Origin of the sequence: Bartonella tribocorum (assembly GCF_002778015.1) — a bacterium.
In the GTDB taxonomy this organism is placed as follows: Bacteria; Pseudomonadota; Alphaproteobacteria; order Rhizobiales; family Rhizobiaceae; genus Bartonella; species Bartonella tribocorum_B.
This window is the reverse complement of record NZ_NJPP01000008.1, coordinates 1-26097: the sequence shown is the minus strand read 5'-3', so window position 1 is coordinate 26097 and position 26097 is coordinate 1. Positions and strand designations below refer to the sequence as shown.

The following is a 26097-nucleotide window of genomic DNA, read 5'->3' as shown; positions in this document are numbered from 1 at the left end:
TCTCAACGTGTATGGCTTGTAGCAATATCTTCTGAAGAAAAACATTTTACAACATTGCAGACAAAATTTGTAAAGCTAAACGGCTATAAACGTTTTTCAATTTCTTTTTGGCTTTGCATATAGCAAGAAAGAGTATCAACCTCTTGCTTATTAAAGAAAAGGCCAAGTTTTGAACGACGCCATAACACATCTTCACATGTTTTAGCCCATTCTTTTTCCATCAACCATTTTACTTCTACTTCATAAAGCCCATGTCCAAAATTTTTTCCTTTATCCGCCTTCCCATCTGCAAATATCACCAATGCTTCTGTACCATAGGAGCGTGCAAGCCTACGATGTGTAAAAGCATCTAAATCCGGCGTTAAAAGAGCAATCCTCTTTTCAATTGTATCTAATTGGTTATAAAGAAAATCACCTCCTGGAAGGACTGCATTTGCCGTCCATGATGCACCCTTTTTACCAAGGGCTTTTTCAATGAATTTCATCGCATCTTCAGCCAACTTACGATACGTTGTAATCTTTCCACCATAAAGATTAAGAATCTTTGCTGTGCTTCCTGTTCCCATTTCTCTCAAAACATAATCGCGCGTAATCTCTTGTGCTTTTGAAGATCCATCATCATAGAGCGGACGAACACCAGAGTAAGACCAAACAATAGTTTCAGGCGACACTGGTTGTATGAAATATTCACTAGCCGCTGCACAAATATAATCAATCTCTGTATCAGTAATATGAACATTAGCCGGATCTCCCTGATAGTTACAATCTGTCGTTCCAAGCAAAGTAAAATCTCCTTGATACGGAATAGCAAATATAATACGTCCATCACCATTTTGAAAAATATAAGCACGATCATGAGTATAAAGTTTAGGAACCAAAATATGAGAGCCTCTAACAAGCCGCACTGGTGGATGTTCTTTACACTCTAATACGCTTGCTAAAACATGATCAATCCACGGCCCTGTCATATTCGCGACATAAGAGGCTGTAACGCTGTATTCTTTACCACTTAACTTGTCTTGTAGAACAATACGCCATTTTGGATCATCTTTTTTTAAAGAGAGAACTTTTGTTCGTACTTTTATATCAGCTCCCCACTTTTCTGCATCACGCGCATTGGCAATGACTAAACGAGCATCATCTACTCTTGCATCAGAATATTCAAAACCTCTCTGATACTCTTTCTTCAGTGTAGAGCAAAACTTTTTTGAGAAATTAATCGTTTTACTGCGCCATAATTTCTGATTCCATTGCCCTAAATAATCATAAATAAAAAGCCCAAAACGCAACATCCAAGCAGGACGCAATCCTTTATGATAAGGAAGAAGAAAACGCAAAGGGCGCACAATATGTGGAGCCATACGTAAAATGATCTCACGTTCTTTTAGTGCTTCACGAACAAGTCTGAACTCATAGTGCTCAAGATAACGAAGACCACCATGAATAAGCTTTGTTGATGCACTCGATGTTCCCGATGCAAGATCATTCATTTCAGCTAATCCTACTTTAAAACCGCGACCAGCTGCATCTCTTGCCAACCCACACCCGTTTATTCCTCCCCCAATGATAAACAGCTCATAATGCGTTGCGGTTTTCATAATTTTACTTTTCATTATTTAATTTTTTTCACGGCACTCAATAAAGAAACAGTAAAAGTTCTCTTCATTGTATTGTCAATGTGCTTTATTCCAAAATAAATACGCGTAAAAAGCTTTTTGATACCTTTATACATTAAAACAACATTTCACAAATAAAGAGAGGATTTTTTTGTCCTTTAGAAATTACAAATGTCCATCATATGAAATCGTTTTAGAAAAAAATTGATGTTTTTTATTCATGAATACACACGATAGCCAAATGCTTTATTGCACATAGATAACCCTTTTCATATAGTTCACTCAATGACACAATAGAAAATGTGAAGGTATACAGATGACTCATCAACCTCAGAATTCGAAAAAAGCACTTATTTCAAAAATTTTAATCCCAATTATATTGAGTCTTTTAATCTTTTCACCTTCTTTATCAAAAGCAACATCACACCCCAAAACAGCAAATCATTTAAACTTAGAAAAGCTTAAAACACAACTTTTAGAAGATTCTAGCTTTTTATCTAAGCTTAAAGAAAAAATAACACCGCATACTGATTCTCATCATATTCAACAAATGATCAGAGAGTATCTTCTTACACATCCAGAAATTATGATTGAAATGCAGCTTATCCTTCAAGAAAAGTTGGAAAAACAGAATGAATATGAAAACCAAAGACAAGCCTCCGTCATTCATTTATTAGAAAAAGAAATTTTTCACTCCCCTCATGACGCTATTTTGGGGAATCCAAATGGCAAAAAAGTACTTGTTGATTTTTTTGATTACAATTGTAGCTTTTGTAAAAGTTCCTATTCATATATAGAAAACCTGATCAAAGAATACCCAGATCTACGGGTTATTGTTAAGGATTTACCCGTTTTAGGATCTGATTCTATGGCAGCCCATACCGTTGCGTACGCATTTCGAAAACAATTTCCAGAAAAATATCCTCAGTTTCACAAAACACTTTTAATGTATCAAGGGCGTGCAAATGAAGCCAAAGCTATCAAAATAGCTGTTTCATTAGGAGCAGATGAAAAAAAGCTCCGTAATGCAATAAAAGATCCTAATCTAAAAAATGCTTTTAAAGAAAATATTCAAATTGCCTCTACACTTCGTATTACGGGCACACCTTCTTACATCATTGGTAATAAAGTATTCATCGGTGCAGCCGGACAAGATATTCTAAAACAAGCAATAGATAATACACCGTGAATAGTTGTTCTATATCTGGTTCGTTTTAGGAAGAATACTGTAAACAGAGTGATTTTATGCTTTCTCTTTTTTGACAACAGGCTTATAAGTGCAATTTTGCGTAAAAAAGATACGGGTTTAAAATTGCAAAGTGTAATGACTTAAAGGAAATAAATATCTTTAAAGTCTCAAAAGATATCATCCCTAATCTAGAGATGTTCAGTCATAAAATGAGATAATGACGATCTTTATTGATCAAGGAGTTAGAAATAAAATGGCAACAAAAAAAATAGATTCGGCAAAATATACCGCAATTGATACAAAAATTATTCGTGATATTGCTGAGATTTTGAATGATACAAATTTGACGAATATTGAAGTTGAACAAGGAGAGCTTCGTATTTGTGTCTCGCGCCAAAATACCTCAACTTCTTCCGAACAAGCAATTTATTCACCTGTTGCTACTCCTAGTTTTTCTGTCGCATCTTCTCCAGTCCCAACAACCGAATCTCCTATCCCCCCTCTCCAAGAAGATAAATCAAAAAATACAATAACCTCTCCAATGGTTGGAACAGCTTATCTTTCTCCTTCACCAGGTGCGCAACCATTTGTAGAAGTGGGGCAAAATGTTTCTGAAGGAGAGACATTACTGATCATTGAAGCCATGAAAACAATGAATCAGATTTCATCACCGCGTTCCGGAAAAATAACGACTGTTCTTGTCAAAGATGGCCAACCTGTTGAGTTTGGTGAACCACTTATTATTATTGAATAAAGCGAGGGGCAATTATGATTCGAAAAATCCTCATTGCTAATCGAGGAGAAATTGCTCTTCGTATTTTACGTGCATGTAAAGAACTTGGCATAAAAACCGTAGCTGTTCATTCTACTGCTGATGCAGACGCAATGCATGTTCGTCTTGCTGATGAGAGTGTTTGTATTGGCCCTCCTCCCGCTCGCGATTCCTATTTAAGTATTCAGCAAATTATTGCTGCTTGTGAAATTACAGGAGCTGACGCAGTTCATCCAGGTTATGGCTTTCTTTCTGAAAATGCAAAATTTGCCGATGTTCTAGAGGCCCACAATATTACATTCATCGGTCCAACGGCTGCTCATATTCGAATCATGGGCGATAAAATTGAAGCCAAAAAAACTGCTAAAAAACTTGGTATTCCTGTCGTTCCTGGTTCAGATGGAGCTGTTAGTGAAGAATCAGATGCTTTACGTACTGCTCGTGAAATTGGTTATCCCGTTATTATTAAAGCTTCTGCCGGTGGTGGTGGGCGTGGGATGAAAGTCGTTCATTCTGAACAAGAATTCTCTGTGGCTCTCAAAACAACGCGTTCAGAAGCTAAAGCAGCTTTCGGTGATGACGCAGTTTATATAGAGAAATATTTAGAAAAACCCCGTCATATTGAAATTCAAGTCATAGGTGATGGTGCGGGAAATGCTATTCATTTAGGAGAACGCGATTGTTCAATTCAGCGACGGCATCAAAAAGTATGGGAAGAAGCGACGTCACCTGCACTTAATGAAACTGAACGAAAAAAAATCGGCAGTATTGTTGCCAATGCCTGTGCTAAACTTGGATACCGTGGAGCTGGTACCATTGAATTTCTCTATGAAAATGGTGAATTTTATTTTATTGAAATGAATACGCGTTTACAAGTGGAACATCCTGTAACTGAAGCAATTACAGGTATAGATTTAGTCCATGAACAAATTCATATTGCATCAGGCTGCAAGCTTTCAGTGACACAAGATGATGTTTGTTTTTCCGGTCACGCCATTGAATGCCGTATTAATGCAGAAGATCCTCTTACCTTTACACCATCACCAGGAACCATTACACATTTTCATACCCCTGGAGGGTTAGGAATTCGTGTTGATTCAGGCGCTTATTCAGGTTATAGGATTCCTCCTTATTATGATAGTATGATTGGAAAGCTGATTGTTCATGGGCGTACCCGTTTGGAATGCATGATGCGTTTACGGCGTGCTTTAGATGAATTTGTCGTTGATGGAATCAAAACCACCTTGCCTCTCTTTTGTGATCTCATTAATAATCAAGACATTGCAGACGGTAATTATAATATCCACTGGCTAGAGAAATATCTTTCTAAGTAATCAGCTTCTTCAGATCTTTAATGCAAGAACAAAAATAATGAGATTGTCATCAGATTCTATAAGCATCAATATAAGGATAATTTCAACGTTGCCGTAAAAAAGAAATAAACTGATTATTTTTTATTTGTTTTACAGTTTTCTTTTAATATGTATAAAAATTGATAATTTTCTGTTTTCCTTTTTGTGAGTTTGTGCTAACTCCTACATGGTTGTGCCCTTATAGCTCAGTTGGTAGAGCACCTGATTTGTAATCAGGGGGTCGGGAGTTCGAGTCTCTCTGGGGGCACCATTTTTTTTATTTAAGCTATTAAAATGCATATATTTTTCCTTTAAACAGTAATTTTCAGACCACCTATTGTAGGTTATACAGTTTTACTTAATTTGTTGTTATTGGCTCCGTATTTTTCTTTGGAGTAAAGGCTAGAATCTCTTTCTTTCTCCACCTTACAGCTCTCCCTAGCTTATAGGATTGAGAAAACTCCTCTTGAAGAATCCTATTGCAAATCGTTGTTGTGAATAAATTAAAAAGCTTTGTACATTCACGGGTTGTTACATATCTATTGCCATCATAAAATATCATCTTGCTATCTGCTTTTGTTGTGGAAGTGATTGTTCTTTTGGAGCCTTTTGTTTGTTTTGTTTATCTTTCAAAAGATGCAAAATGTTTTTTGTTTGTTCTCTGACATATCGGCGAGATTTTCGACTTTAACATAATCAAATATCTTTGCTTCTTCTGATTTCATTGATTTGCTGAGAACATGCCTTTTTAATAGGCGCGTTTCCATCTGTATCATCATCTTCACTCACAATATTAAGAAGCATATCTAAGAGATATCTACGTGCGTAAGTGATTGTAGAGCCTACCGCTTATGTTGTTTGTGCTCCTTGTCGTGTTAAAAGGAAATGTTCTTTGGTATTGATATTTCATTGCCTGATATATGCTTTAAAGACATTTTTACAGTTATATCATTTGAATTCTGCTCTTTGATACGAGAGAACAAGGCAAAGCGATATTTTGAGAGACTATCCTTTATGGCATCAAGATACTTATCAAACATAGCATATTGGCTATTTGTATGGGTGTTTGTAGCGTTTTTATGTATTTTTTGATATTCCATTTGCATAGTAGAAAGATCACGGACAAAATTCTTGCGCTCTTGTCGTTCTATCTCCTTTTCTCGTAATTCGAGAAGGCTCTTGAGACGGTCCAGATCGACATCATTTTCTAACGCTCTTTCTAAAATATGGAGATAATCTTGCTTTTTTATCTCTATATTCAAAATGAATAACCAAAAAATTATAGATGAAGCCGTAAATTTTACTTCTCTTAAAATCCTTTTCTTATTCGCTACAAAACTTAATACACAACTCACATAACGATTTTCATAAAAAAGGAAATTTTCTTCTTTTTAGGTGATATTATTATTTATGATGATATCAACTTGAGAAGTTTGGTGCACCCGACAGAATTCGAATCTGTGACCTCTGCCTTCGGAGGGCAGCGCTCTATCCAGCTGAGCTACGGGTGCTTAAAACTGATTATTAATATCAGTGGTGGTCTTTTAACTAATCATACTCTCAGCTGCAATGCTAAATTATCATTCTATTAAAAAAATCACTTATTTGTAAATTATCTAACGACGCGCAATCTTCTTTCTTTTTACAATGATACTTTATCTTGATAATAGCTTCTTTGTCTTCAATACTCTTTTTATTATAAAAGGAGCTTTTATTACAACTTCAAAATTCTCAAAAAATAAGTTACAAGATAAATTATAAATATCAGGATAATTTAAAAATGACTACATTACCAAGTCGCTTTCATTTTATTTCCGCAGAAACTGAGGAAGCTATCGAGGCTGCCCATAAATTAATTTCCGTTTATGGTCATTCTTCTCTGGAAGAAACTGATATTGTTGTTGCAATCGGTGGGGATGGAACAATGTTACAAACCGTACGAGACATTATGAACACTGGAAAACCTATTTATGGCATGAATCAAGGTTCTGTAGGATTTCTTATGAATGAATTTCATGAAGAAAAATTGCCCAATCGTATTGCTGTCGCCCATAAAAAAGAAATTCATCCCTTGCGCATGATTGCAAAAGCTGAATGTCAAGAATCTATCGAAGCGCTTGCAATTAATGAAGTATCCCTCTTTCGGCAATCTTATCAAGCAGCAAAAATTCGCATCACCATTGATCATAACGTACGCATGGAACAATTAATTTGTGATGGTGTCCTCGTTGCGACACCAGCAGGATCAACCGCTTATAATTTATCAGCACAGGGACCTATTTTACCCCTTATGGCCCCCCTTATGGCCCTCACGCCCGTTAGCCCTTTTCGCCCAAGACGTTGGCACGGCGCATTGCTTCCCAATACAGTAACGGTGCGTTTTGATATGCTCGAACCTAACAAACGCCCTGTCAATGCTGCTGCTGATAATGTTGAAGTTAAATCCGTCCACTCAGTGACTATTTCAATGGCAACAGAAGTAACAGCTTCAATCCTTTTTGACTCAAGTCATTCATGGGATGAGCGCATTTTATCAGAACAATTTCGCTATTAATGATTGTATTATGCGCGTTATATATATATATGATTGTTATAGTTGGCTTTTTTTGAAAGCATTTTAACACTCTTTAAGAGTGGAGAATATTGGTTGTACTTATCATTGAGATAGCAAAGTTAAAAGCACAGAGCAATTGATAAAAAAAATGACACCATCTTTGAATAGTTTTGATGATTTAGGTCTTTCCGAAAAGGTTATTAATGCAGTAAAGTCAGCGGGATATACAGTTCCAACCCCTATTCAAAGTGAAACAATTCCTCATGTTCTTCAAAGAAAAGACGTTCTAGGAATTGCTCAAACAGGAACGGGTAAAACCGCCTCTTTTGTATTGCCTATGCTCACTCTCCTTGAACAAGGTCGTGCAAGAGCACGAATGCCCCGTACACTCATCTTAGAACCAACACGGGAAATCGCAGCTCAAATTGAAGAAAATTTCGATAAATACGGAATAAATCATCGTTTAAATGTTGCTCTTTTAATTGGTGGGGTTTCTTTTGAACACCAAGATCGTAAACTTGAACGAGGAGCTGATGTTCTTATAGCAACACCAGGGCGTCTGCTTGATCATTTCGAGCGTGGTAAATTACTCTTAATGGGTGTTGAAATCCTTGTTATTGATGAAGCTGATCGCATGTTGGATATGGGTTTTATTCCTGATATAGAACGGATCTGTAAACTAACCCCTTTCACGCGTCAAACTTTGTTCTTTTCTGCGACAATGGCGCCAGAAATTACAAAGCTCACGAAACAATTTTTACATTCTCCTGTATCTGTTGAAGTTACAAAAGCATCCTCAACAGCAACCACAGTTACACAACGGCTTGTCAAATCTGGAAATAAATCATGGGATAAAAGAGCGGTTTTACGAGAGCTTATCCAAAATGAAGGTTCTAAGCTTCAAAATGCTATTATTTTCTGTAATAGAAAAAGAGATATCTCTGAACTTTTTAGATCGCTCATCAAACATAACTTTAGTGTAGGAGCACTTCATGGAGATATGGATCAATATTCACGCATGAATACCCTAGCCGATTTTAAAAATAATAAACTGACACTTCTGGTTGCTTCTGATGTTGCAGCCCGTGGGCTCGATATTCCAGCCGTAAGTCATGTGTTTAATTATGATGTTCCTATACATGCTGAAGACTATATCCATCGAATTGGTCGTACAGGACGAGCAAATCGTCGTGGAAAAGCTTTTACAATCGTCACCAAAGCTGATCAAAAATACATCAACGCCATTGAGGAAATGAGTCATGAGAAAATTGAATGGCTCAATGGAGATCTCTCGACTTTAACAACCGATGATCAAATAGAAGATAGTGTTGTGACAAAGAAAAAATCTTCACTATCATCAAAGAAAACGGCTTCAAAAGCACCTACTGCTCACCCTAAAAAAACTATAAAAGAGAATAAAATAGATTATATCAAAAACGTGAATGGGAAAGAAAATCCTTCCAAGCAACAGCGCCTTCGAAAAAATAAGAGTTTCGCGCCTCTTGGATTTGGTGATGATATTCCTGCATTCATGCTCATAAAAACGCGTAGATAGAATCGACCTTTACTCTCTGTAAGCGTAAAATAAATAAAAAACGTGCTGTTAAAAAGTTGCTTTTATTTTTTAGAGAGTCTTTCTATGACTTTTTCTCGCCCTAAAAGCTGCAAAAGCTTTCCCATTTCAGGTCCATGATCCATGCCCGTAAGTGCTTGACGTAATGGCATAAATAAAGCTTTCCCTTTCCGCCCCGTTTTTTCTTTTAATGCTGTCGTCCAGACTTGCCAACTTTCATCCTTCAAGACACCTTCAGGTAAGAAATTAAGTGACTGCTGCACGAATGTACGGTCTTCTACTGCCACTGTATCAAAACTCTTTTCATCGTGAATGATTTTCCACCATAAGACAGCTTCGTTGACTTTATCAATATTACTTCTTATCGTATCCCAGAAATACGCCGCTTTTTCTCCCTCAATAGAAAGATTTTTAAGACGCATTTTAACGTCTTCATAATTTAGTTCATGAACAAGATGACTATTCAAAGTACAAAGATCAGCAATATCAAATTTTGCAACCGATTTTGATGTATCTTGTAAATTAAAATGCTCTAAAAGCGCTGCTTGATGGGGGTAGGGATGCACATTTTGTGATGTTCCAATCAAAACAGCAAGACACTGAACAGCCATCGATTCAAATCCTTCTTCTCGTAGAGAACGAATAGAAAGATCATTATTACGTTTTGAAAATCCTTTTCCTAAAACTGTTGCCAATAAATTAGTATGACCAAAAACAGGTAATTCTGCACCAAGAGCTTTAAAAAGAGCAATCTGAACACCTGTATTTGTAATATGATCATCACCACGAATAATATGTGTAATGGCCATATCTACATCATCCACAACAGATGGTAATGTATAAAGATAGGTTCCATCTTCACGAATAAGAACAGGATCTGAAAGAGAAGCCAAATCAATCGTCTGCTTTCCCTTTACGGCATCATTCCAGCAAATCTCTGTTCGTTTTGTTTGCAAAGGATCATTTTCAAAATTAGGAAGAAGAAAACGCCAATGGGGTTTACGACCTTGTGATTCAAAGTTTTTTTTGTCTTCTTCTGTCAGCTTCAATGCTGCACGGTCATAAATGGGAGGCAGTTTTCGTGAAAGCTGGATTTTACGACGCCGCTCTAATTCTTCCGCTGTCTCATAACAAGGATAAAGAAGACCACGTTGTTTGAGAATTTCTGCCACTTCGTCATATCGACTAAATCGCTTAGATTGGTAATAAATTGCATCTGGTTGAATACCAAGCCATTCAAGGTCAACAGCAATAGCTTCGATATATTCTTGTTTAGAACGTTCAACGTCTGTATCGTCATAGCGCAAAATAAATTCTCCTTTATGCGCTTGCGCATAAAGCCAATTGAAAAGAGCACTACGGATATTACCAATATGAATATAACCTGTCGGAGAAGGGGCAAAACGAACTTTAACCATTAAAAAAATACTCAACTTTTATCACGAAAATGATTGACAATGGGGTAACGACGATCGCGTCCAAAATTCTTATAACTAATTTTTACACCAGGTGCAGATTGTCGCCTTTTATATTCAGCACCATAAAGAAGCTGTTCAATTTTCTCAACAATTCCCCGCGAATATCCGCGTTGAACAATATCACCAATACTCATGTCATTTTCTACAAGAGATTGCAAAATATCATCTAGAATAGGATAAGGTGGAAGAGAATCTTCATCTTTTTGATTTTCCCGCAACTCTGCAGAAGGCGCTTTTTCTATAATATTGGATGGAATGACAATTCCTTCTGGTCCTTTTAAATTGTGCAAATAATTTTTATTGCGCCACTCAGCCAAGGCATAAACTTGCATTTTATAGATATCTTTAAGAGGATTAAACCCGCCATTCATATCACCATATAGTGTTGCATATCCCACAGCCATTTCTGACTTATTGCCTGTCGTTACCACCATTGAGCCGAATTTATTTGAAAGAGCCATTAAAAGTGTACCGCGTATACGACTTTGAAGATTTTCTTCTGTGACATCAGAGGGTAACCCTAAAAAAACAGGTGCCATTGTATTCAAAAACGCATCAACGGGTTGTGCAATCGATATGATTTCATAGTGACATCCTAAAAGATCAGCACATTCTTTGGCATCTTTCAATGATTCTTGCGAAGTATAATGATAGGGCATCATAATGGTGCGAACCCTCTCAGCACCAAGAGCATCCACCGCCATTGCCGCACACAGGGCTGAATCAATGCCTCCTGAAAGACCAAGGACAACATCCTTAAAGCCGTTTTTATTAACGTAATCTTTCAAACCTAAAACACAAGCTTGATAATCAGCCGCTAATCCATTGAAAAGACTTTCATTAGGGCCTAAAATACAGTGCCATCCCGTCATTGTTTGTTGCCAATGGCTCAAAGCAAGATGGCTGTCAAAGTGTTTCATTTGAAACACCTTTTCACCTTTTCCGTTTAAGGCAAAAGACCCCCCATCAAAAACCAGCTCATCTTGACCACCCACTTGATTAGCATAGATAATTGGCACTCCAGATTGTAGAGCTTGTGTATGAACAACGTCTATACGTTTTAAGGTTTTATTACAATAGTAGGGAGATCCGTTAAGAGCAAGAATAATTTCAGCGCCTTTATCCTTAAGCTCTGTACTAAGGGAGAAATCATTCCATAGATCCTCACAAATCACTATTCCCAATTTTATCCCGTGGTAAATAATGGGCTCAGGACGTGGTCCTGGAGAAAATAGACGCTTTTCATCAAACTCAGCATAATTAGGCAAATCAAACTTCAAGCTTTCGGCAATGATGCTCCCTTCATCAAGAAGCATGACACCGTTGTAAATATTGCCATTGCGTTTTAATGGAAGACCAATGACAATTCCTGGTCCGCCTATGGTTATTTTTGCTAACCTCTCAACAGCCTCTTCACATGTTTTTGTAAAAGCAGATTTTAGAACAAGATCTTCCGGTGGATAAGCGCTTATAAAAAGCTCAGTCAATAAAACAAGGTCAGCCCCCTCTTCTTTAGCCTTTTGATGTGCCATAGCGGCTAGAGAAAAATTTCCCTCAATATCACCGACAATAGGATTTAATTGAGCAACAGCTATTCGAAAGTTATTTTTCATAAGATTTTGTATCACTTTATCAGTTTGACAACGACAACTTTATTCTTCATCTTCAAAAAAAAATTACTTTGTAAAAACTCTTTTCTGCCATAATGATCTAAAATAAAAAATGTCAGACAAATTTTCGCCTACCCACCAACAGCCCCACCAGCAGCAAGTGCTAACGGATCAGCTGCACGGTCTTTTTTAAGGAGTTCAGCAACAAGAAAAGCCAACTCTAACGCTTGATCTGCATTTAAGCGTGGATCACATTGCGTATGATAACGATCAGATAAATCATCAACAGAAATAGCATGCGCCCCACCCGTACATTCAGTGACATCACGACCTGTCATCTCAATATGAATCCCTCCTGGATACGTTCCCTCTCCACGATGCACTGCAAAAAAATCCTCTACTTCTTTTAAAACATAATCAAAGGGACGGGTCTTATAACCATTGGCCGTAATCGTATTTCCATGCATTGGATCACATGACCATATAACCTCACGCTTTTCGCGTTCAACAGCACGGATGAGTTTAGGCAGATAACTTTCAACCTTATCATATCCAAAGCGTGTAATAAGAGTAAGCCGCCCCGGTTCGTTTTCAGGATTTAAAATATCAATTAATTTTAAAAGCTCATCAGGCTCAATGGAAGGACCACATTTTAACCCTATAGGATTTTTAATACCGCGACAATATTCAACATGAGCATGGTCAATTTGACGTGTGCGGTCACCAATCCATAACATATGGCCAGATGTTGCATACCAATTTCCTGAAGTTGAATCAATCCGCGTCAAAGCCTCTTCATAACCAAGCAAAAGCGCTTCATGACTGGTATAAAAAGATGTTTCACGCAATGAAGAATGCGTTTTGGATGTAATCCCTATGGAACGCATAAAATCAATTGCTTCAGAAATACGCCCTGCCAATAATTCATAACGTTCCCCCTGAGGACTATTAGAAATAAAACTCAACATCCATGTGTGAACATTTTCTAAATTAGCATAGCCACCTTGTGAAAACGCACGTAATAGATTAAGTGTTGCCGCAGATTGACGATAAGCCATAGACATCCGTTGCGGATCTGGAATACGAGAATCGGCTCCAAATTCAATGCCATTAATAATATCCCCCCGATAAACGGGAAATTCAATTCCTTCTTTGCTTTCTATATCAGAAGAGCGGGGCTTTGCAAATTGGCCCGCAATACGACCAATTTTAACAACAGGCTTAGAGTTACCAAAGGTTAAAACAATGGCCATTTGCAAAAATACACGAAAAAAATCACGGATATTATCAGCCTCATGTTCTGCAAAACTTTCAGCACAATCACCACCTTGCAATAAAAAAGCCTTGCCTTTCGCAACAGCGGCTAATTCATTTTTTAAATCACGTGCTTCACCGGCAAAGACCAAAGGAGGATAGCTTCTCAACTTTCGTTCAACATCTTCCAATATAGCCTTATCCGGATATGTCGGAACTTGTTTAATCGGCCTTTTTCTCCAAGAGTTAGGTGCCCATTCTTTTATCATTATACTCTCTCTAAAAATTAAGCTTACAGCTTGGCATGTCAAAAACTTTTTACCACACTATGGGGTATTGTTTAACTTTCTATTTTCTTCCCATTTTCATATATATAACTTGGTTTATACATCGTTACCAATTCTTCTGCCATTGTTGGATGCACTGCCATTGTTTCATCAAAGATATCCTTTGTCAGCTTTCCCTTGAGAGATATTCCAATAAGTTGTGCCATCTCACTAGCGTTTTCTCCTAAAATATGAGCACCTACAACAATACGGCTTTCACCATCAACAATGAGCTTCATAAACATTTTCTCTGAACTACCAGACAGAACATTACGCATAGGACGAAAGACTGTACGATAAATTTCAAGATGCTTATAACGCTGTATTGCCTCTTCTTCTGAAAGACCTACCGTCCCAATCTCGGGCTGTGAAAAAACTGCTGTTGTAATTAAATCATAATTAGGTTTTGTGGGAATATTCTCAAATGCTGTCTTAACGAAACACATCGCATCATATATCGCAACAGGTGTTAATTGAATATGCCCCGTGACATCCCCCACAGCCCAAATATGGGGGATATTTGTTGTCATTTTCTCATCAACAATAACAGCACCCAATTCATTAACTTCTATACCTGCCCTCTCAAGTCCTAAATCAGCGGTATTGGGCATACGCCCCGTGGCTAACATAACTTTATCAGTGCTAATTGTTTGCCCATTTGATAAAACAATATCATAATAGTTTTCTACAGCTTTCACTTTAGAAATTGTGACTCCATAGAGAAGAGAAATTCCTTTTTCAATCATTGCATCGCTGAGCAATTGGCGCAAATCATGATCAAAATTACGGAGAATTAAATCACCACGATGAAGGAGGGTTGTTTTGACACCTAGTCCATGAAAAATACCAGCAAACTCAACACCAATATACCCTCCACCAACAATAACTATTGATTTCGGGAGTTTATCAAGGTCAAAAATCTCATTAGAAGTCAGGCAAAGATCACCACCTTCTATGGTCTTATTTGGTGCAACTTTTGCCCCCGTTGCAATCAAAATTTTTTCCGCAGTCACCCGCTCACCCGTAGCTGAAAGCTCTAATGTATGATCGTCAATAAAAGTAGCACGACTTTCATAAATATGCACATTATTATTTTCTAACCCCTTACGATACAGCCCTTCTAATCTTGATATTTCTTTATTTTTAGCTTCAACCAACTTTTCCCAGCTAAAAATTGGCTCCGCATATTTCCACCCAAAACCCATGCTTTTCTTAAATTCTTTTGCATATTGTGAAGCATAAACATAAAGCTTTTTGGGAACGCAACCACGAATAACACAGGTTCCCCCTATACGATATTCTTCCGCTATAGCAACACGCTTACCAAGTCCTCCAGCAAGACGTGCTGCACGCACCCCACCAGACCCACTTCCAATAACAAATAAATCAAAATCAAAAGAACCCACAAACTATTCCTTCTCATATACTTACAACAATAAGCTAAGGTCATTTATTATCAAATGAAAGTTTTTTTTCTTTTAAAGGAGCATTTTTCTATAAAGCAATCGTCTAAAAAAACAGCCCCTTAATTAAAATATTAAAAACGGCGGGAAAACCGCCGCTCTTTAAAAAATCAGAAACTGCCGATTTCTGTTATGACTTCAATCAAATTATTTTTTATTTTCTGAAGCCTCTGATTTCGTAGGCGTCGCAGAATTATTCAAATTAAGTTTTTCAGTCACTTCTTTTTTCACATTTTCTACAAGTTCCTCCATAAAGGTAGAACGCCATACATCAAATGCAGAATAGGAATCACGTGCAATATTGGGAACCTCTGTCAAAAACTTTTTACCGGTATCAGAATTATAAAATGCTGTGATTGCATCAAGCTCTTTTTGAGTAAAATATTTTGCATACACATGAGCGATCTCTTTTTCTAGATCAGAGCGCTTTTTAATTAAAGCAAGTGCGTTCTTATCAACGATATTAGAAATATCTGTTGCCAAATTCGGATCATCACTGATCAGTTGATTTTTGAAATCATGGACTGCATTTGGTAAAAAATTATCAAATTGATCCGTTGCATGAATGGCCTTAATCGTCTTTCGGGCTGAATCTAAATGTTGATCACTCACACCTTGTGCGTGAACCATTCCAATATTCACAAAAAAAATGGCAATTGCACCAAGATATACGAAAAAACGCTGAAAAGAAAATATTACTCTCATTTAATGATTACCCCAATCGCTAATTATAATTTAAATTCGTTATTCTACCCAAAAATTTTTTTAATTGTGCTAACACATCACCCTGTAAATGTCTTTTCTAAAAATCAAATGGCTCTAAAACTTTTATTTGACCATCAACCATAGCGACAATTGCACGTGAAGCCAACCCCAAAAAAAGACCATGCTCAACAACGCCAGGAATGGCAAGAAGTGCATCCGACAATAATTTGGGCTGCAAAATGCATCCCCAAAATGCATCAAGAATAAAATGACCACCATCTGTTTTAAAAGGATTGTTTCCATTCATTCGCAATGCAATTCCTCCAGAAAGTTCTAAGTCATTAGCGGCTTTTTCGATGGCTTTGCATGTAGTCTGGACACCAAATGGATTTACTTCAATCGGTAGTGGAAAAGCACCAAGTCTTTTGACCACTTTTGTTTCATCAGCAATAACGAGCATTGCACGAGATGCCGATGCAACAATTTTTTCATACAACAATGCTCCCCCTCCTCCTTTAATGAGCATCATCTCAGGACCAATTTCATCTGCTCCGTCAATATCAAGATCCAGCTCAGGCATTTCTTCTAAAGTGCGAACAGGCACTCCAAACTTATGACAGAGTTGTTCAGAATATTGTGAAGTAGCAACACCAGTTACACGCAGACCATCTGCAACACGCTCACCAAGAAGACGAATAAATTCATTAACAGTTGAACCAGATCCGATACCAAGCCGCATATCATCTTCAATAAATTCAAGCGCTTTAACAGCGGCTCTTTTTTTTAACTGCTGAACATCCATGAATAACTTTACCTTTTATCCGCAAACAACATTTATCACCACTCTCACCACTTATACAATGATAATAAAAGGCAGCCCCTTGACTTAAATTCTATCAAGTTAACCATCATCTTTTTCTTGAAGAGATGTTACTCATTATAGAAATATATGATAAGAATAAAAGAGGATAATCAACAATTATCTTTTTTATTTTTTTGAAAAAATTTGTGAGTATTTCCCTCATTTATAATGAAATTGATAAATGAATCAATTTAAACAACGTAAAAATATATCAGAGAAGCCTTCTATTATTTTTTGTTTTGTCAATTGTCCAGCCATGAAAAAATGCGAAAATTATATATTTTTTTGTGAGTGCTCTCTGTGCATATTCCATGGTCTATGAAACCCTAGCGAAGACCAAATAATATCCCCATTTTTAGTCATCATAACGCTTCCTCTTGATAACAATTGCTGGGGAGTAAATGTTATATTTGCCTTCTTATGACATATTGGATTATGCACTACAAATGTCTGAATAAGGATATCTGCCTCTATGCAGTGATCTATTTCTCCACGTAAAACGATAACTTTTAATCCATTGTCCAATAAAGATGCACATACATAACGATCACAAATAAATTGTCCATGAAACGAAGGACCATATTTTGTTGGCTTAATCGTTTCATTCAAACGAAATGACTTTTTCCATATGGATGTGGTAAACTTAGAATGATGGTAACGATCAATATATAATTTTTTATCATGGACAACACCCACGAGACGCATATTATCTGCTATAATTAATTGTACAGATGAATGCATGATATAAATAGAAATACCAGTCAAGATAAAAAAACTAAAAAAAAGCCTGATGGGTGTTTTGCAAAAGGTCAAACCCACCAAGCCTATACTCAATAAAACCAACGCAGACAACGGCATAAAACCAGGATTCAAATCAGGAGAAATAGCCTTGATAGCGTATGCAATCTTTATCACAAGATCAACACCAAACCCCATAATTTGAAGAGGAAACCATTCGAATCCTCCCAACATTGCAAGAACTGCGATTAAGCCAAAAGGAATGACTAAAATTGAGATGACAGGCAAAGCAAAAGCATTACTGATAATGCTCAAAGATGCCATATTAGAAAAATGATAAGCAGCATAAATTCCACTTGCACTCCCTGCTACAAACGAAGATGCACATGTTGAAAATATTGATAAAAAAGCAAAATTTATCACTCCTTCTCCAACATAGGAGAATGTTCTTTTCCTTTTACGAAAAAATGATCTTCCACTCCACCAACCAAAAAAAGCAATCAAAGCAGCCGTTGCAGAAAAAGACATTTGAAAGCTAGGTCCTAATATCTCATGGGGTCTAATCGCCAGAGTTATCAGTCCAGCAATAGAAAAATTACGCATTGTTACGGCAGAGCGATTACACAATATAGCAACCAACATAACAGCAATCATCACAAAACTTCTTTGCGCTGATATTGCTAAGCCTGACAAAAGCAAATAAAAAGCCGTTATCATAAATGCAACGATAGCAGCAAATTTTTTACTTGAATAATAAGAAGAAAAAACTGGAAAAAACGCTAAAAAACTACGGATGCTCAAAAGAACCAGGCCACTCAACAAAGCCATATGTAAACCAGATATTGATAAAATGTGGGCTAATCCAGCCGTACGCAATGCTTCATTTGTCTCATCTGAAATACCAGCACGCTGTGCTGTTATAAGAGCCGCCGCAACACTTCCCTTCTCTCCTTCAAGAGCGAGACGGATTCTTTGCGTCATCTTCATGCGTAAATTTTCAATTTTCTGTAGAGTGATAGCGAATATTCCATCCGGCTGCGAAACGGATACTTTTTTGGGTTTTCCTAAATAAACACCTTGAGCCCCAATACCTTTAAAATAATTATGAAAACTAAAATCATAACCTCCTGGGCGTACCGGCCCAGAAAATGCACGAATCTTAACTTTCCCATACAGACCATCACCAATTGCTAATCCAGATGGCAAATATCTTGCCGATAAACGAACACGATAAAGACTATGGCGTAATGCAGGCTTTTGTGTACTTAAAACATCCAAAACTAAACGAAATCCCCCTTTGGAGTCTGATTCAATAGAAACAATTCTTCCCGTCAATGTTGTGATAATATTACTGCTTAACATCGGTGTTGCAATACGCCACGTTTCTATTTTTGCCGCCAAAGCCCCCAAGACGATACAAAACAAAAATCCCGTAGGAATCCATATTTTTCGATAAATATGTGCAATAGAGAATATTCCCAAAAAGATACTGACCAATGCCCCCAATTGTTCCCAACTTGGCTCCTGTTCTAAATGAAAATAAAAAATGATTCCTAGGGAAAAAAAGACTAAAATCAGTGAAAAAAGGATTCCAAAAGAAATTTCTTTATTGATACAATCCGCTAACCATTTTCTAACAAAAATGATTGCTTCTTTTAAAAGTATCAATAAAAAAAGTTTTTGTTGGTTATCACTGCCATTCTTTGCATCATCACAGCTAGAAAAAACACCCTGCCCTATTTGACATGCGCCTTTTCTTTCTGTAACAGATCTGACCAATACCCCCTCTTTAACGTTACTTTGATTAAACATCTGCACCCCCACTTTAACTTGCAATGCAGCTATTGCACACCCCATCACCTATGCTAACATACCTTTTCTATAAATTTACATAAGTAATATCTCAATTTAAAGGAAAATATTCGTGTCTGTTATTACTCGTTTTGCCCCCTCACCTACAGGATTTCTTCATATTGGTGGTGCTCGTACTGCTCTTTTTAATTGGCTTTATGCAAAACATACCGGTGGAAAAATGCTTCTACGCATTGAAGATACAGACAGAGAACGCTCAACAGAAGCAGCTGTAAAAGCCATTATAGATGGCTTGCACTGGATGGAGCTTAGTTATGATGGTTCGCCTATTTCGCAATTCGAACGTGCAGAACGTCACCGCCAAGTTGCCGAACAGTTGGTCCAGAATGGCAAAGCATATTATTGTTATGCCTCACCTGAAGAGTTAGCTGAAATGCGTGAAAAAGCCCGTGCACAAGGACGCCCCCCACGTTATGATGGACGTTGGCGTAACCGTGATCGTTCTGAAGCGCCTCAAGGTATAAAACCTGTTATTCGCATCAAAGCTCCTGAAGATGGAGAAACAATTGTACACGACCGTGTTCAAGGTGATGTTTGTTTTCCTAATAAAGATTTAGATGACTTTATTATTTTGCGTTCTGATGGTTCGCCTACCTATATGCATGCTGTTGTTGTTGATGATCATGATATGGGTATAACACATATCATCCGTGGAGATGATCATCTAACCAATGCAGCCCGACAAACGATCATCTTTAAAGCTATGGGATGGGATATTCCTGTTATGGCCCATATTCCTCTCATCCATGGTGAAAACGGTGCAAAATTATCAAAGCGACATGGTGCGCTCGGTGTTGATGCTTATCGAACCATGGGATACCTTCCTGCTGCTTTGCGTAATTACCTTGTTCGTTTAGGATGGAGCCATGGTGATGACGAACTCATGTCACTTAAAGATATGATTTCTTGGTTTGATATTGAAGATATTAACAAAGGTGCTGCTCGTTTTGATCTCAAAAAGCTCGATTCCATCAACGGACACTACATGCGCATGAGCAATGATCAAGAACTTTTTGATGCCGCTCTTGATATTTTACCAGAAACCGATGGGGGAGCACAAATCATTGAAAGACTTGATAAACAACGCCGTGTTCAATTTTTCAAAGCAATTCCACATTTGAAAGAACGCTCAAAAACACTGTGCGAACTAATTGACAATGCCTCCTTCATTTTTACGCAACGACCATTACAGCTTAATGAAGAAGCACAAATGCTCTTAGATAAAAATGGACGAACCATTTTAAACGATCTTTATATTGCCTTGAAAGCTTGCCCCTCTTGGGATACACAAGCTCTCGATGAAATGCTTCGTTCTTATATCCAAACACAGAATCTTAAATTTGGATCTATCGCCCAACCACTTCGCGCAGCTCTTACAGGATGTGCAACATCACCAGGTGTTTTGGATGTTCTCATTTTATTGGGACGCGATGAATCTCTTCATCGCATCAAAGACCAACTCATCACAACAATAGATTCATAATGTGTATAGAGTATATCTTTTCACATAAATATCTAGGAAGATATCTCAACGTGATCTAAAAGAGTTTTTTATCTTATATCATTGAAATACAGTTTTTATTGAGTAATAATGATCAATAAGGAAATATTTTTAGATTGCATGTCCTCACTTTAATAGAAGCAATTTGCTGTCAATATAAGTAAGAAAAGCTTCAGTTGTTATATATTTCGCACTCTGATGAAGCAGAGTGTTAATTTTTAGAAGAGAAGGATTTGAAAGGAATACCGAATGTTTGATAATAACGCACATATTATTGTGAATGATAAAAAAGTAGAACTTCCCTTACGTAAAGGCACCAGTGGGCCCGAAGTCATCGAAATTGCTTCTCTCTACAAAAAAACTGATATTTTTACTTATGATCCTGGTTTTACTTCAACAGCCTCTTGTGAATCAAAAATTACTTATATTGATGGTGATAAGGGCATATTGCTTTATCGTGGTTATCCTATCGACCAATTGGCCGAAAAAGGTGACTTTCTCGAAAGTTGTTATCTTCTCCTTTATGGGGAGCTCCCAACACAGCAAGAAAAAAACGACTTTGATCAATGTATTATGCAACATACCATGGTCCACGAACAGTTTGCACGCTTCTTCCAAGGCTTCCGCCGTGACTCCCATCCTATGGCCGTCATGGTTTCTTGCCTTGGTGCTATGTCTGCGTTCTATCACGACTCTATTGATATTACAGATCCTCACCAAAGAATGATTGCTTCTGTTCGTCTTATCTCAAAAGTTCCAACGCTTGCTGCTATGGCCTATAAATACAGTATCGGACAACCATTTGTTTATCCACGCAATGATCTTAGTTATGCTGCCAATTTCCTCCGTATGTGCTTTGCTGTTCCTTGTGAAGAATATAAAATAAACCCTGTACTTGCTCGAGCGATGGATCAAATCTTTATCCTTCATGCTGATCATGAACAAAATGCTTCTACATCTACGGTACGTCTTGCTGGATCCTCGGGTGCTAATCCGTTTGCCTGTATTGCTGCAGGTGTTGCATGTCTTTGGGGGCCAGCACATGGGGGTGCCAATGAAGCATGTCTAAAAATGCTACAAGAAATAGGTTCTATTAAAAGAATTCCTGAATTTATTGCACGTGCAAAAGATAAAAATGATCCTTTCCGCCTTATGGGCTTTGGTCACCGTGTCTATAAAAATTATGATCCACGTGCAAAAATCATGCAAAAAACCTGTCATGAGGTTTTAAAAGAGCTTAATATTCAAGATGATCCACTCCTTGATATTGCAATAGAACTTGAAAAAATTGCTCTAAGTGATGAATATTTTATTGAGAAAAAGCTTTATCCCAATGTTGATTTCTATTCTGGCATTACCTTAAAAGCTCTAGGTTTTCCAACAGAAATGTTTACTGTTCTCTTTGCATTAGCGCGCAGCGTCGGATGGGTCGCGCAGTGGAAAGAAATGATTGAAGATCCTGCACAAAAAATTGGTCGCCCTCGTCAACTTTACACAGGTTATGCCACACGTGACTATGTTCCTATAGATGAACGTGTAAATTAAAGAAATTATTCAATCAATAAAGCTTCAATAAATTGAGGCTTTATTGAAAATAATCAAAAAATTATTCTTTTAAAAGTTTTATAAAGTCTAACTTAAAAACTCTTATCGATAGAGATAATATCATTATCGTAAGACTTATGAAAAAGTTCTCAATTTGGACCCTATAAATAAAGTGAGAACGTTCCTTTGGAAATTAGCCAAACATTGAGAAAAAAATCGAAAATTTTACCTTGCATTCTCTTTAATGAAGCATATTCCTCATCATTTCTTTATGTTTAAAACCTTACATTTTACTCTCTATCTTCCCTCAATAAAAGACTCATCTTAAATGCTTTTTACGATGCCAAAAACTTTTTATTCATCTTGATAACCTATAAGTTTCTTCCTCATTCAGTTTTTTAAAACAATCAACCATATCCTTAATGCTTAAAATCCTTTGATATAATGCTTCTGGTTTATCACTAAGATCCAAAGATCCATAAGATTCTACTATTCGCCTGCTTTCCTCGTTAGATAAAGCTCCAACACCTACGATTCAATTCTTACTTTGCGCTTTAATTCCTGCAATCACTTGATTAAAGATACCACCTTCAAGCTGTTTTAATTAATTTTTTAAAATTTTTACATCAGTTCTTGGGAAAATCTGAGCAAAACTGCCTCCTATACCTGCTGCCCATTGTGGATTCTTCTCTATAATATCCAGAGCCTTATCAATTGCACCCATAGTATTTTTAATTTGAGAATAGGCTCTATCTTCAGCATCTCTCTTATTTATTTCCCAATCTTCTATTTCTTTTTTCTTCTGATTATACTCTAATTCCTGTAGCACCCCTTTATCTGTCTCATTGCTCGTTCACCTGTCTGTTGATTGCTATACCATTGAAAATCCTTACTTAACTTAGGCGTATCACCACCTGTGAGTAACGCACTAAGCATTTGAAGATTGTTTGCCATACTCTGCGCTTCTTCTTCGCTGTAGCCTTTAGACTTTAGATACTCGATGGTTCGGTTAACCAGCCCTCTTCATTTATCATCTTCATTAAGATGCTTCACACCATTTGCAAAGGCATCCCATCTAGAACCGCCTGATGCTACCATACCTGCAAAAAAATCTTTAAGCTTCTGATACGCATCTGATTGAAAAAACTGATAAATATTGGACTGTAAAAACTGCTTTAAATCTGACGGTTAAGAAGGGGGTGGAGGGATACATGCGCTAATGTCTGTGCTTGCGGTGGCATTTGTTTATTAACATGAGGTTTAAGTTCGTGTGAGACATCCTCCTATGCATTTAGCAGAGGTGAATGATTTCCTACACCAAAAGGCATCTCCACTCCAAGAGCCGTAGAGGGCACAAATGCTCCCTATGGCTTCAGTATATTCTGTAAAGAGAGGTTGGATGGGATATGAGCTTCATTTATATTATCCAGAATACTTCCACCTGTCACTAAATATAACATAGGATTCTTCGGGCTTTTCTTCATTTTTTAACCAAAATATAGAACTATCGCTCCGTGCTAGTTATTAGCATGGAGATTAATTATGCCAACGCTGAGAAATTTATTAAAAATAATCTGTTGTTCAAAACAAAAAGAAGAAGAAGTCGTTGTATCTGAAAAAAAAGAAAGGGCTTTATTTAGAAAAAGACACGATTTTATATTTAGAGATGACGAAACGTTAGAAAATATTATTGCACATCTAGAGAATGACATCACCAATGGCGATTGGACTAACACTCTTTATGGGAAAGTAGATCTCAAAATGATGCCTGCTCTAGTAGAACAAGCAAATAGAAAATATCCGCAGATGAAGCTTGAATTTTCTAAAACACCAGAGAAAATTCCTACATTAATAAAAAATACAATTGATGAGGGAATCAAGTCCTCTAGGATAATAATTAATCTCGGGAATGACAATATTCATTTTGCAGTCGTTGATCATAAAACTATCAATCATCAAACATCCTTGATATTATTTGAACCTGTAGCATTCAAGCATATGCCACCAGCGGTGTTGGCAATGAGAGCAAAAATAGCTCTTGAAGAAAGTCAATTGCCTAATTATCACTTTTCTATGGTGGAGATGGATATTCAACGAAGTGCTTCTGAATGTGGAATTTTTAGTTTAGCTCTAGCTAAAAAACTCTATTGCGAATCTAATAAGTTAAATAAATTACATAAAGCGAATATTGATGGTGCCTTATGTAAATCAGATGATCTTTTTTTATCTCCTGATCAGTTAGATAATTATCTTCCAGTCACTTTTTATAAACACGTACAAAGTATAAACCGCCTTAATAAGTATATAGAGTCAAATCCGCGAGCTAAAAAGGAAATTATTAATAAGAAGAATGAAAATATTTATGAGAGATTTGATAAAAATTCATTTTTAATAGATAATAAAAATATGTCTGTTTCATCACACAAAAAAAGAATTCGCGAATATCAATCTTTGATTAGGTTATGATATAATTCTTTAATGTTGTTGAGCAATATGATTGAAAATTAATATACATTCAAATTTATTGATTTTGGCAAATTCATCTGCTTTTTCTGCTTGTAAAGCATGAACATCATAAGCAGCTTGCACATTAAGCCAGAACTTAGCTGTAGCATCAAAAAAAGAAACCAGTCTGAGAGCCGTATCAAGAGTTATTGGACTATTTTCCGCAATAATACGTTCTATCCTCGCGCGTGGAACATTCAATGCTTTTGCAAAGGCATAAGCAGAAAGAGCATATTCTTTTAAATATTCCTCTCGTAAAATTTCTCCAAGATGTATAACTCTATAATTTTTTATCTCGGCCTCCTATAATCAATGATCTAGGATAGATTAATTATGATGGCTTTTTTGCAAATCTCGTTCGATGAGATGTCGAACATAGCGTGTATAAGGGATAGCTTGATTTCTAGCTTTTTCCTTTAAAGCCTTCATAAGAGCTTGAGGCAAGCAAATATTCATAGAAGCTTCTTTAGGGTATTTGTTTTAATTGAGAGGTTTTCACAAAAGTCGATCTCCTTTTGGTGCATGGCGCTAACAGGACGCACAAACAGTTCATTCTTTATCATTCTTGTAGCTTTTCATCGGGTTTTGCATAATTTGACAGCAGGTTTTGCATCAATTTATTTTTTTCGAAGGATTTTTAAGGGGAGATCAAAGTGCAGACTTGGCACTTTGCCATTTAAGTCACCATCATTTGGCAAAGGGTAAACTTTACCCTTTTGCCACTTTGTCCTTTGTATATCGATTACCGTGCTCACCGCCACGCTTAATTTCCCCACACTTTTTCTCCCACAATCCGCGATAAGTTTGCACAAAAAGCGCACGGTCAATCATGACAACTCATTGCGAAAGAGGTTTTCTACCACTTCTAAAAGCGCAGCATTGTCCTTATCAGCYTGCAYCACAACGGCATCAATATCACTATAGCCCAAAAGYTCCGCAGCACAAAGCCGGTGCACACCAGCATCCATCGTAATCGCCTATCACAAAATTTATGGCGTAGACTTTCATTGCTTCTCACTGGTGAAGGTGAAATGTTTAGCAATATGCTAAAAGCGAAAGCAGTAGGTTTTAAAGCGCCTACCATTCCTACTGGACTCATGAAAAAACTCGATCGTATAGCTTATACAACCTATCGCAACGCAAAAATAAAACTCCCCCCTGAAAATATAACGGAACGCGCGG

Annotated in this window: 20 protein-coding genes, 2 tRNA genes and 4 pseudogenes; 10 read left to right on the top strand and 16 right to left on the bottom strand. The window is 37.0% G+C overall.

All coding sequences use genetic code 11. The features are described 5' to 3' along the window. Positions 1-83 precede the first annotated feature (83 nt). The gene (gene glpD / locus CEV08_RS03870; protein ID WP_100130448.1) at positions 84-1616 is read right to left on the bottom strand and encodes a glycerol-3-phosphate dehydrogenase; all 1533 of its coding nucleotides are present in this window, start codon (positions 1614-1616) and stop codon (positions 84-86) included. 316 nt (positions 1617-1932) lie between these two features. Between glpD and CEV08_RS03865 the strand changes: the two genes are divergently transcribed. The 4 genes from CEV08_RS03865 (at position 1933) to CEV08_RS03850 (ending at position 5200) form a co-directional block, all read left to right on the top strand. Beyond that, a complete protein-coding gene (locus CEV08_RS03865; RefSeq protein ID WP_100130447.1) occupies positions 1933-2805 on the top strand; it encodes a DsbA family protein in 873 nt (290 codons plus the stop codon). 253 nt (positions 2806-3058) lie between these two features. Further along, positions 3059-3559: an acetyl-CoA carboxylase biotin carboxyl carrier protein gene (accB, locus tag CEV08_RS03860; RefSeq protein ID WP_100130446.1), complete on the top strand. Its 501-nt coding sequence runs from the start codon at positions 3059-3061 to the stop codon at positions 3557-3559. 14 nt (positions 3560-3573) lie between these two features. Next, positions 3574-4911 (top strand): acetyl-CoA carboxylase biotin carboxylase subunit, encoded by a 1338-nt coding sequence (gene accC, locus CEV08_RS03855; RefSeq protein WP_100130445.1) that lies wholly within the window; start codon positions 3574-3576, stop codon positions 4909-4911. 213 nt (positions 4912-5124) lie between these two features. Beyond that, positions 5125-5200 (top strand) — tRNA-Thr (locus CEV08_RS03850). 87 nt (positions 5201-5287) lie between these two features. On the opposite strand, the gene CEV08_RS09865 is transcribed toward CEV08_RS03850, so the two are convergent. The 3 genes and pseudogenes from CEV08_RS09865 to CEV08_RS03835 form a co-directional block, all read right to left on the bottom strand. Then, positions 5288-5491: a helix-turn-helix transcriptional regulator gene (locus CEV08_RS09865; RefSeq protein WP_100130444.1), complete on the bottom strand. Its 204-nt coding sequence runs from the start codon at positions 5489-5491 to the stop codon at positions 5288-5290. Then, positions 5488-6212, bottom strand: a pseudogene (locus CEV08_RS10260) (ERF family protein). Before CEV08_RS10260 ends, CEV08_RS09865 begins: the two are co-directional and overlap by 4 nt. Positions 6213-6363: 151 nt before the next feature. Further along, a tRNA-Arg gene (locus tag CEV08_RS03835) sits at positions 6364-6440 on the bottom strand. A 269-nt stretch (positions 6441-6709) separates the two neighbouring features. Between CEV08_RS03835 and CEV08_RS03830 the strand changes: the two genes are divergently transcribed. Both CEV08_RS03830 and CEV08_RS03825 read left to right on the top strand, forming a co-directional pair. After that, a complete protein-coding gene (locus tag CEV08_RS03830; protein ID WP_100130443.1) occupies positions 6710-7483 on the top strand; it encodes an NAD kinase in 774 nt (257 codons plus the stop codon). Positions 7484-7631: 148 nt separating this feature from the next. Beyond that, positions 7632-9038 (top strand): DEAD/DEAH box helicase, encoded by a 1407-nt coding sequence (locus CEV08_RS03825; RefSeq protein WP_100130442.1) that lies wholly within the window; start codon positions 7632-7634, stop codon positions 9036-9038. Between the two features lie 62 nt (positions 9039-9100). Here CEV08_RS03825 and gltX (CEV08_RS03820) read toward each other — a convergent pair whose 3' ends face one another. The 7 genes from gltX (CEV08_RS03820) to CEV08_RS03790 all read right to left on the bottom strand — a co-directional run bounded on the left by gltX (CEV08_RS03820) (position 9101) and on the right by CEV08_RS03790 (position 19304). Then, entirely contained in the window at positions 9101-10474 is a 1374-nt protein-coding gene (gene gltX, locus CEV08_RS03820; protein WP_100130441.1) for a glutamate--tRNA ligase, read from the bottom strand. Between the two features lie 11 nt (positions 10475-10485). Continuing rightward, on the bottom strand, positions 10486-12147 hold the full coding sequence (locus tag CEV08_RS03815) for an NAD+ synthase (protein WP_100130440.1): 1662 nt from the start codon (positions 12145-12147) through the stop codon (positions 10486-10488). 128 nt (positions 12148-12275) lie between these two features. Continuing rightward, positions 12276-13667 carry a class II 3-deoxy-7-phosphoheptulonate synthase gene (locus CEV08_RS03810; RefSeq protein ID WP_100130439.1) on the bottom strand — a complete coding sequence of 464 codons (1392 nt, stop codon included), beginning with the start codon at positions 13665-13667 and terminating at the stop codon, positions 12276-12278. Between the two features lie 71 nt (positions 13668-13738). After that, entirely contained in the window at positions 13739-15130 is a 1392-nt protein-coding gene (gene gor, locus CEV08_RS03805) for a glutathione-disulfide reductase (RefSeq protein WP_100130438.1), read from the bottom strand. Between the two features lie 204 nt (positions 15131-15334). After that, positions 15335-15892, bottom strand: coding sequence for a DUF2059 domain-containing protein (locus CEV08_RS03800; protein ID WP_100130437.1), 558 nt, complete (start codon positions 15890-15892; stop codon positions 15335-15337). 97 nt (positions 15893-15989) lie between these two features. Beyond that, a complete protein-coding gene (gene rpiA / locus CEV08_RS03795; protein WP_100130436.1) occupies positions 15990-16694 on the bottom strand; it encodes a ribose-5-phosphate isomerase RpiA in 705 nt (234 codons plus the stop codon). A gap of 333 nt (positions 16695-17027) precedes the next feature. After that, positions 17028-19304, bottom strand: a complete 2277-nt coding sequence (locus tag CEV08_RS03790; protein ID WP_100130474.1) for a ComEC/Rec2 family competence protein — start codon at positions 19302-19304, stop codon at positions 17028-17030. Positions 19305-19416: 112 nt separating this feature from the next. Here CEV08_RS03790 and gltX (CEV08_RS03785) point away from each other — a divergent pair, with 112 nt between their 5' ends. Both gltX (CEV08_RS03785) and gltA read left to right on the top strand, forming a co-directional pair. After that, a complete protein-coding gene (gltX, locus tag CEV08_RS03785; protein WP_100130435.1) occupies positions 19417-20847 on the top strand; it encodes a glutamate--tRNA ligase in 1431 nt (476 codons plus the stop codon). A gap of 267 nt (positions 20848-21114) precedes the next feature. Further along, positions 21115-22410 (top strand): citrate synthase, encoded by a 1296-nt coding sequence (gene gltA, locus CEV08_RS03780; protein ID WP_100130434.1) that lies wholly within the window; start codon positions 21115-21117, stop codon positions 22408-22410. A 604-nt stretch (positions 22411-23014) separates the two neighbouring features. On the opposite strand, the gene CEV08_RS03775 is transcribed toward gltA, so the two are convergent. Together CEV08_RS03775 and CEV08_RS09500 are read right to left on the bottom strand one after the other, a co-directional pair. After that, positions 23015-23239: a hypothetical protein gene (locus tag CEV08_RS03775; protein ID WP_100130433.1), complete on the bottom strand. Its 225-nt coding sequence runs from the start codon at positions 23237-23239 to the stop codon at positions 23015-23017. Then, on the bottom strand, positions 23224-23364 hold the full coding sequence (locus CEV08_RS09500) for a hypothetical protein (protein WP_180753545.1): 141 nt from the start codon (positions 23362-23364) through the stop codon (positions 23224-23226). Before CEV08_RS09500 ends, CEV08_RS03775 begins: the two co-directional genes overlap by 16 nt. A 588-nt stretch (positions 23365-23952) precedes the next feature. On the opposite strand from CEV08_RS09500, the gene CEV08_RS03770 reads away from it, so the two are divergent. Then, positions 23953-24876, top strand: coding sequence for a YopJ/AvrA family T3SS effector serine/threonine acetyltransferase (locus CEV08_RS03770; protein WP_100130432.1), 924 nt, complete (start codon positions 23953-23955; stop codon positions 24874-24876). Positions 24877-24885: 9 nt separating this feature from the next. Here CEV08_RS03770 and CEV08_RS03765 read toward each other — a convergent pair whose 3' ends face one another. From CEV08_RS03765 to CEV08_RS03755, 3 genes and pseudogenes are all read right to left on the bottom strand, one after another. After that, positions 24886-25209 (bottom strand): HigA family addiction module antitoxin, encoded by a 324-nt coding sequence (locus CEV08_RS03765; RefSeq protein ID WP_100130431.1) that lies wholly within the window; start codon positions 25207-25209, stop codon positions 24886-24888. 33 nt (positions 25210-25242) lie between these two features. After that, a pseudogene (locus CEV08_RS09860) lies at positions 25243-25374 on the bottom strand (CopG family antitoxin); the annotation flags it as partial. A 191-nt stretch (positions 25375-25565) separates the two neighbouring features. After that, positions 25566-25886: pseudogene (locus CEV08_RS03755) on the bottom strand (ParB N-terminal domain-containing protein); the annotation flags it as partial. Here CEV08_RS03755 and CEV08_RS09855 point away from each other — a divergent pair. Continuing rightward, positions 25876-26097: pseudogene (locus tag CEV08_RS09855) on the top strand (helix-turn-helix domain-containing protein); the annotation flags it as partial. The pseudogenes CEV08_RS03755 and CEV08_RS09855 overlap by 11 nt on opposite strands.

Excerpts from the sequence above, each read along its gene's own strand:
- CEV08_RS03810 (WP_100130439.1), bottom strand. The coding sequence starts at position 13,667 with ATGATAAAAGAATGGGCACCTAACTCTTGGAGAAAAAGGCCGATTAAA.
- CEV08_RS03865 (WP_100130447.1), top strand. The coding sequence starts at position 1,933 with ATGACTCATCAACCTCAGAATTCGAAAAAAGCACTTATTTCAAAAATT.
- CEV08_RS03770 (WP_100130432.1), top strand. The coding sequence starts at position 23,953 with ATGCCAACGCTGAGAAATTTATTAAAAATAATCTGTTGTTCAAAACAA.
- accC (WP_100130445.1), top strand. The coding sequence starts at position 3,574 with ATGATTCGAAAAATCCTCATTGCTAATCGAGGAGAAATTGCTCTTCGT.
- CEV08_RS03800 (WP_100130437.1), bottom strand. The coding sequence starts at position 15,892 with ATGAGAGTAATATTTTCTTTTCAGCGTTTTTTCGTATATCTTGGTGCA.
- rpiA (WP_100130436.1), bottom strand. The coding sequence starts at position 16,694 with ATGGATGTTCAGCAGTTAAAAAAAAGAGCCGCTGTTAAAGCGCTTGAA.
- CEV08_RS09865 (WP_100130444.1), bottom strand. The coding sequence starts at position 5,491 with ATGATATTTTATGATGGCAATAGATATGTAACAACCCGTGAATGTACA.
- CEV08_RS03825 (WP_100130442.1), top strand. The coding sequence starts at position 7,632 with ATGACACCATCTTTGAATAGTTTTGATGATTTAGGTCTTTCCGAAAAG.
- CEV08_RS03815 (WP_100130440.1), bottom strand. The coding sequence starts at position 12,147 with ATGAAAAATAACTTTCGAATAGCTGTTGCTCAATTAAATCCTATTGTC.
- CEV08_RS03790 (WP_100130474.1), bottom strand. The coding sequence starts at position 19,304 with ATGTTTAATCAAAGTAACGTTAAAGAGGGGGTATTGGTCAGATCTGTT.
- CEV08_RS09500 (WP_180753545.1), bottom strand. The coding sequence starts at position 23,364 with ATGGCAAACAATCTTCAAATGCTTAGTGCGTTACTCACAGGTGGTGAT.
- CEV08_RS03830 (WP_100130443.1), top strand. The coding sequence starts at position 6,710 with ATGACTACATTACCAAGTCGCTTTCATTTTATTTCCGCAGAAACTGAG.
- accB (WP_100130446.1), top strand. The coding sequence starts at position 3,059 with ATGGCAACAAAAAAAATAGATTCGGCAAAATATACCGCAATTGATACA.
- gltX (WP_100130441.1), bottom strand. The coding sequence starts at position 10,474 with ATGGTTAAAGTTCGTTTTGCCCCTTCTCCGACAGGTTATATTCATATT.
- gltA (WP_100130434.1), top strand. The coding sequence starts at position 21,115 with ATGTTTGATAATAACGCACATATTATTGTGAATGATAAAAAAGTAGAA.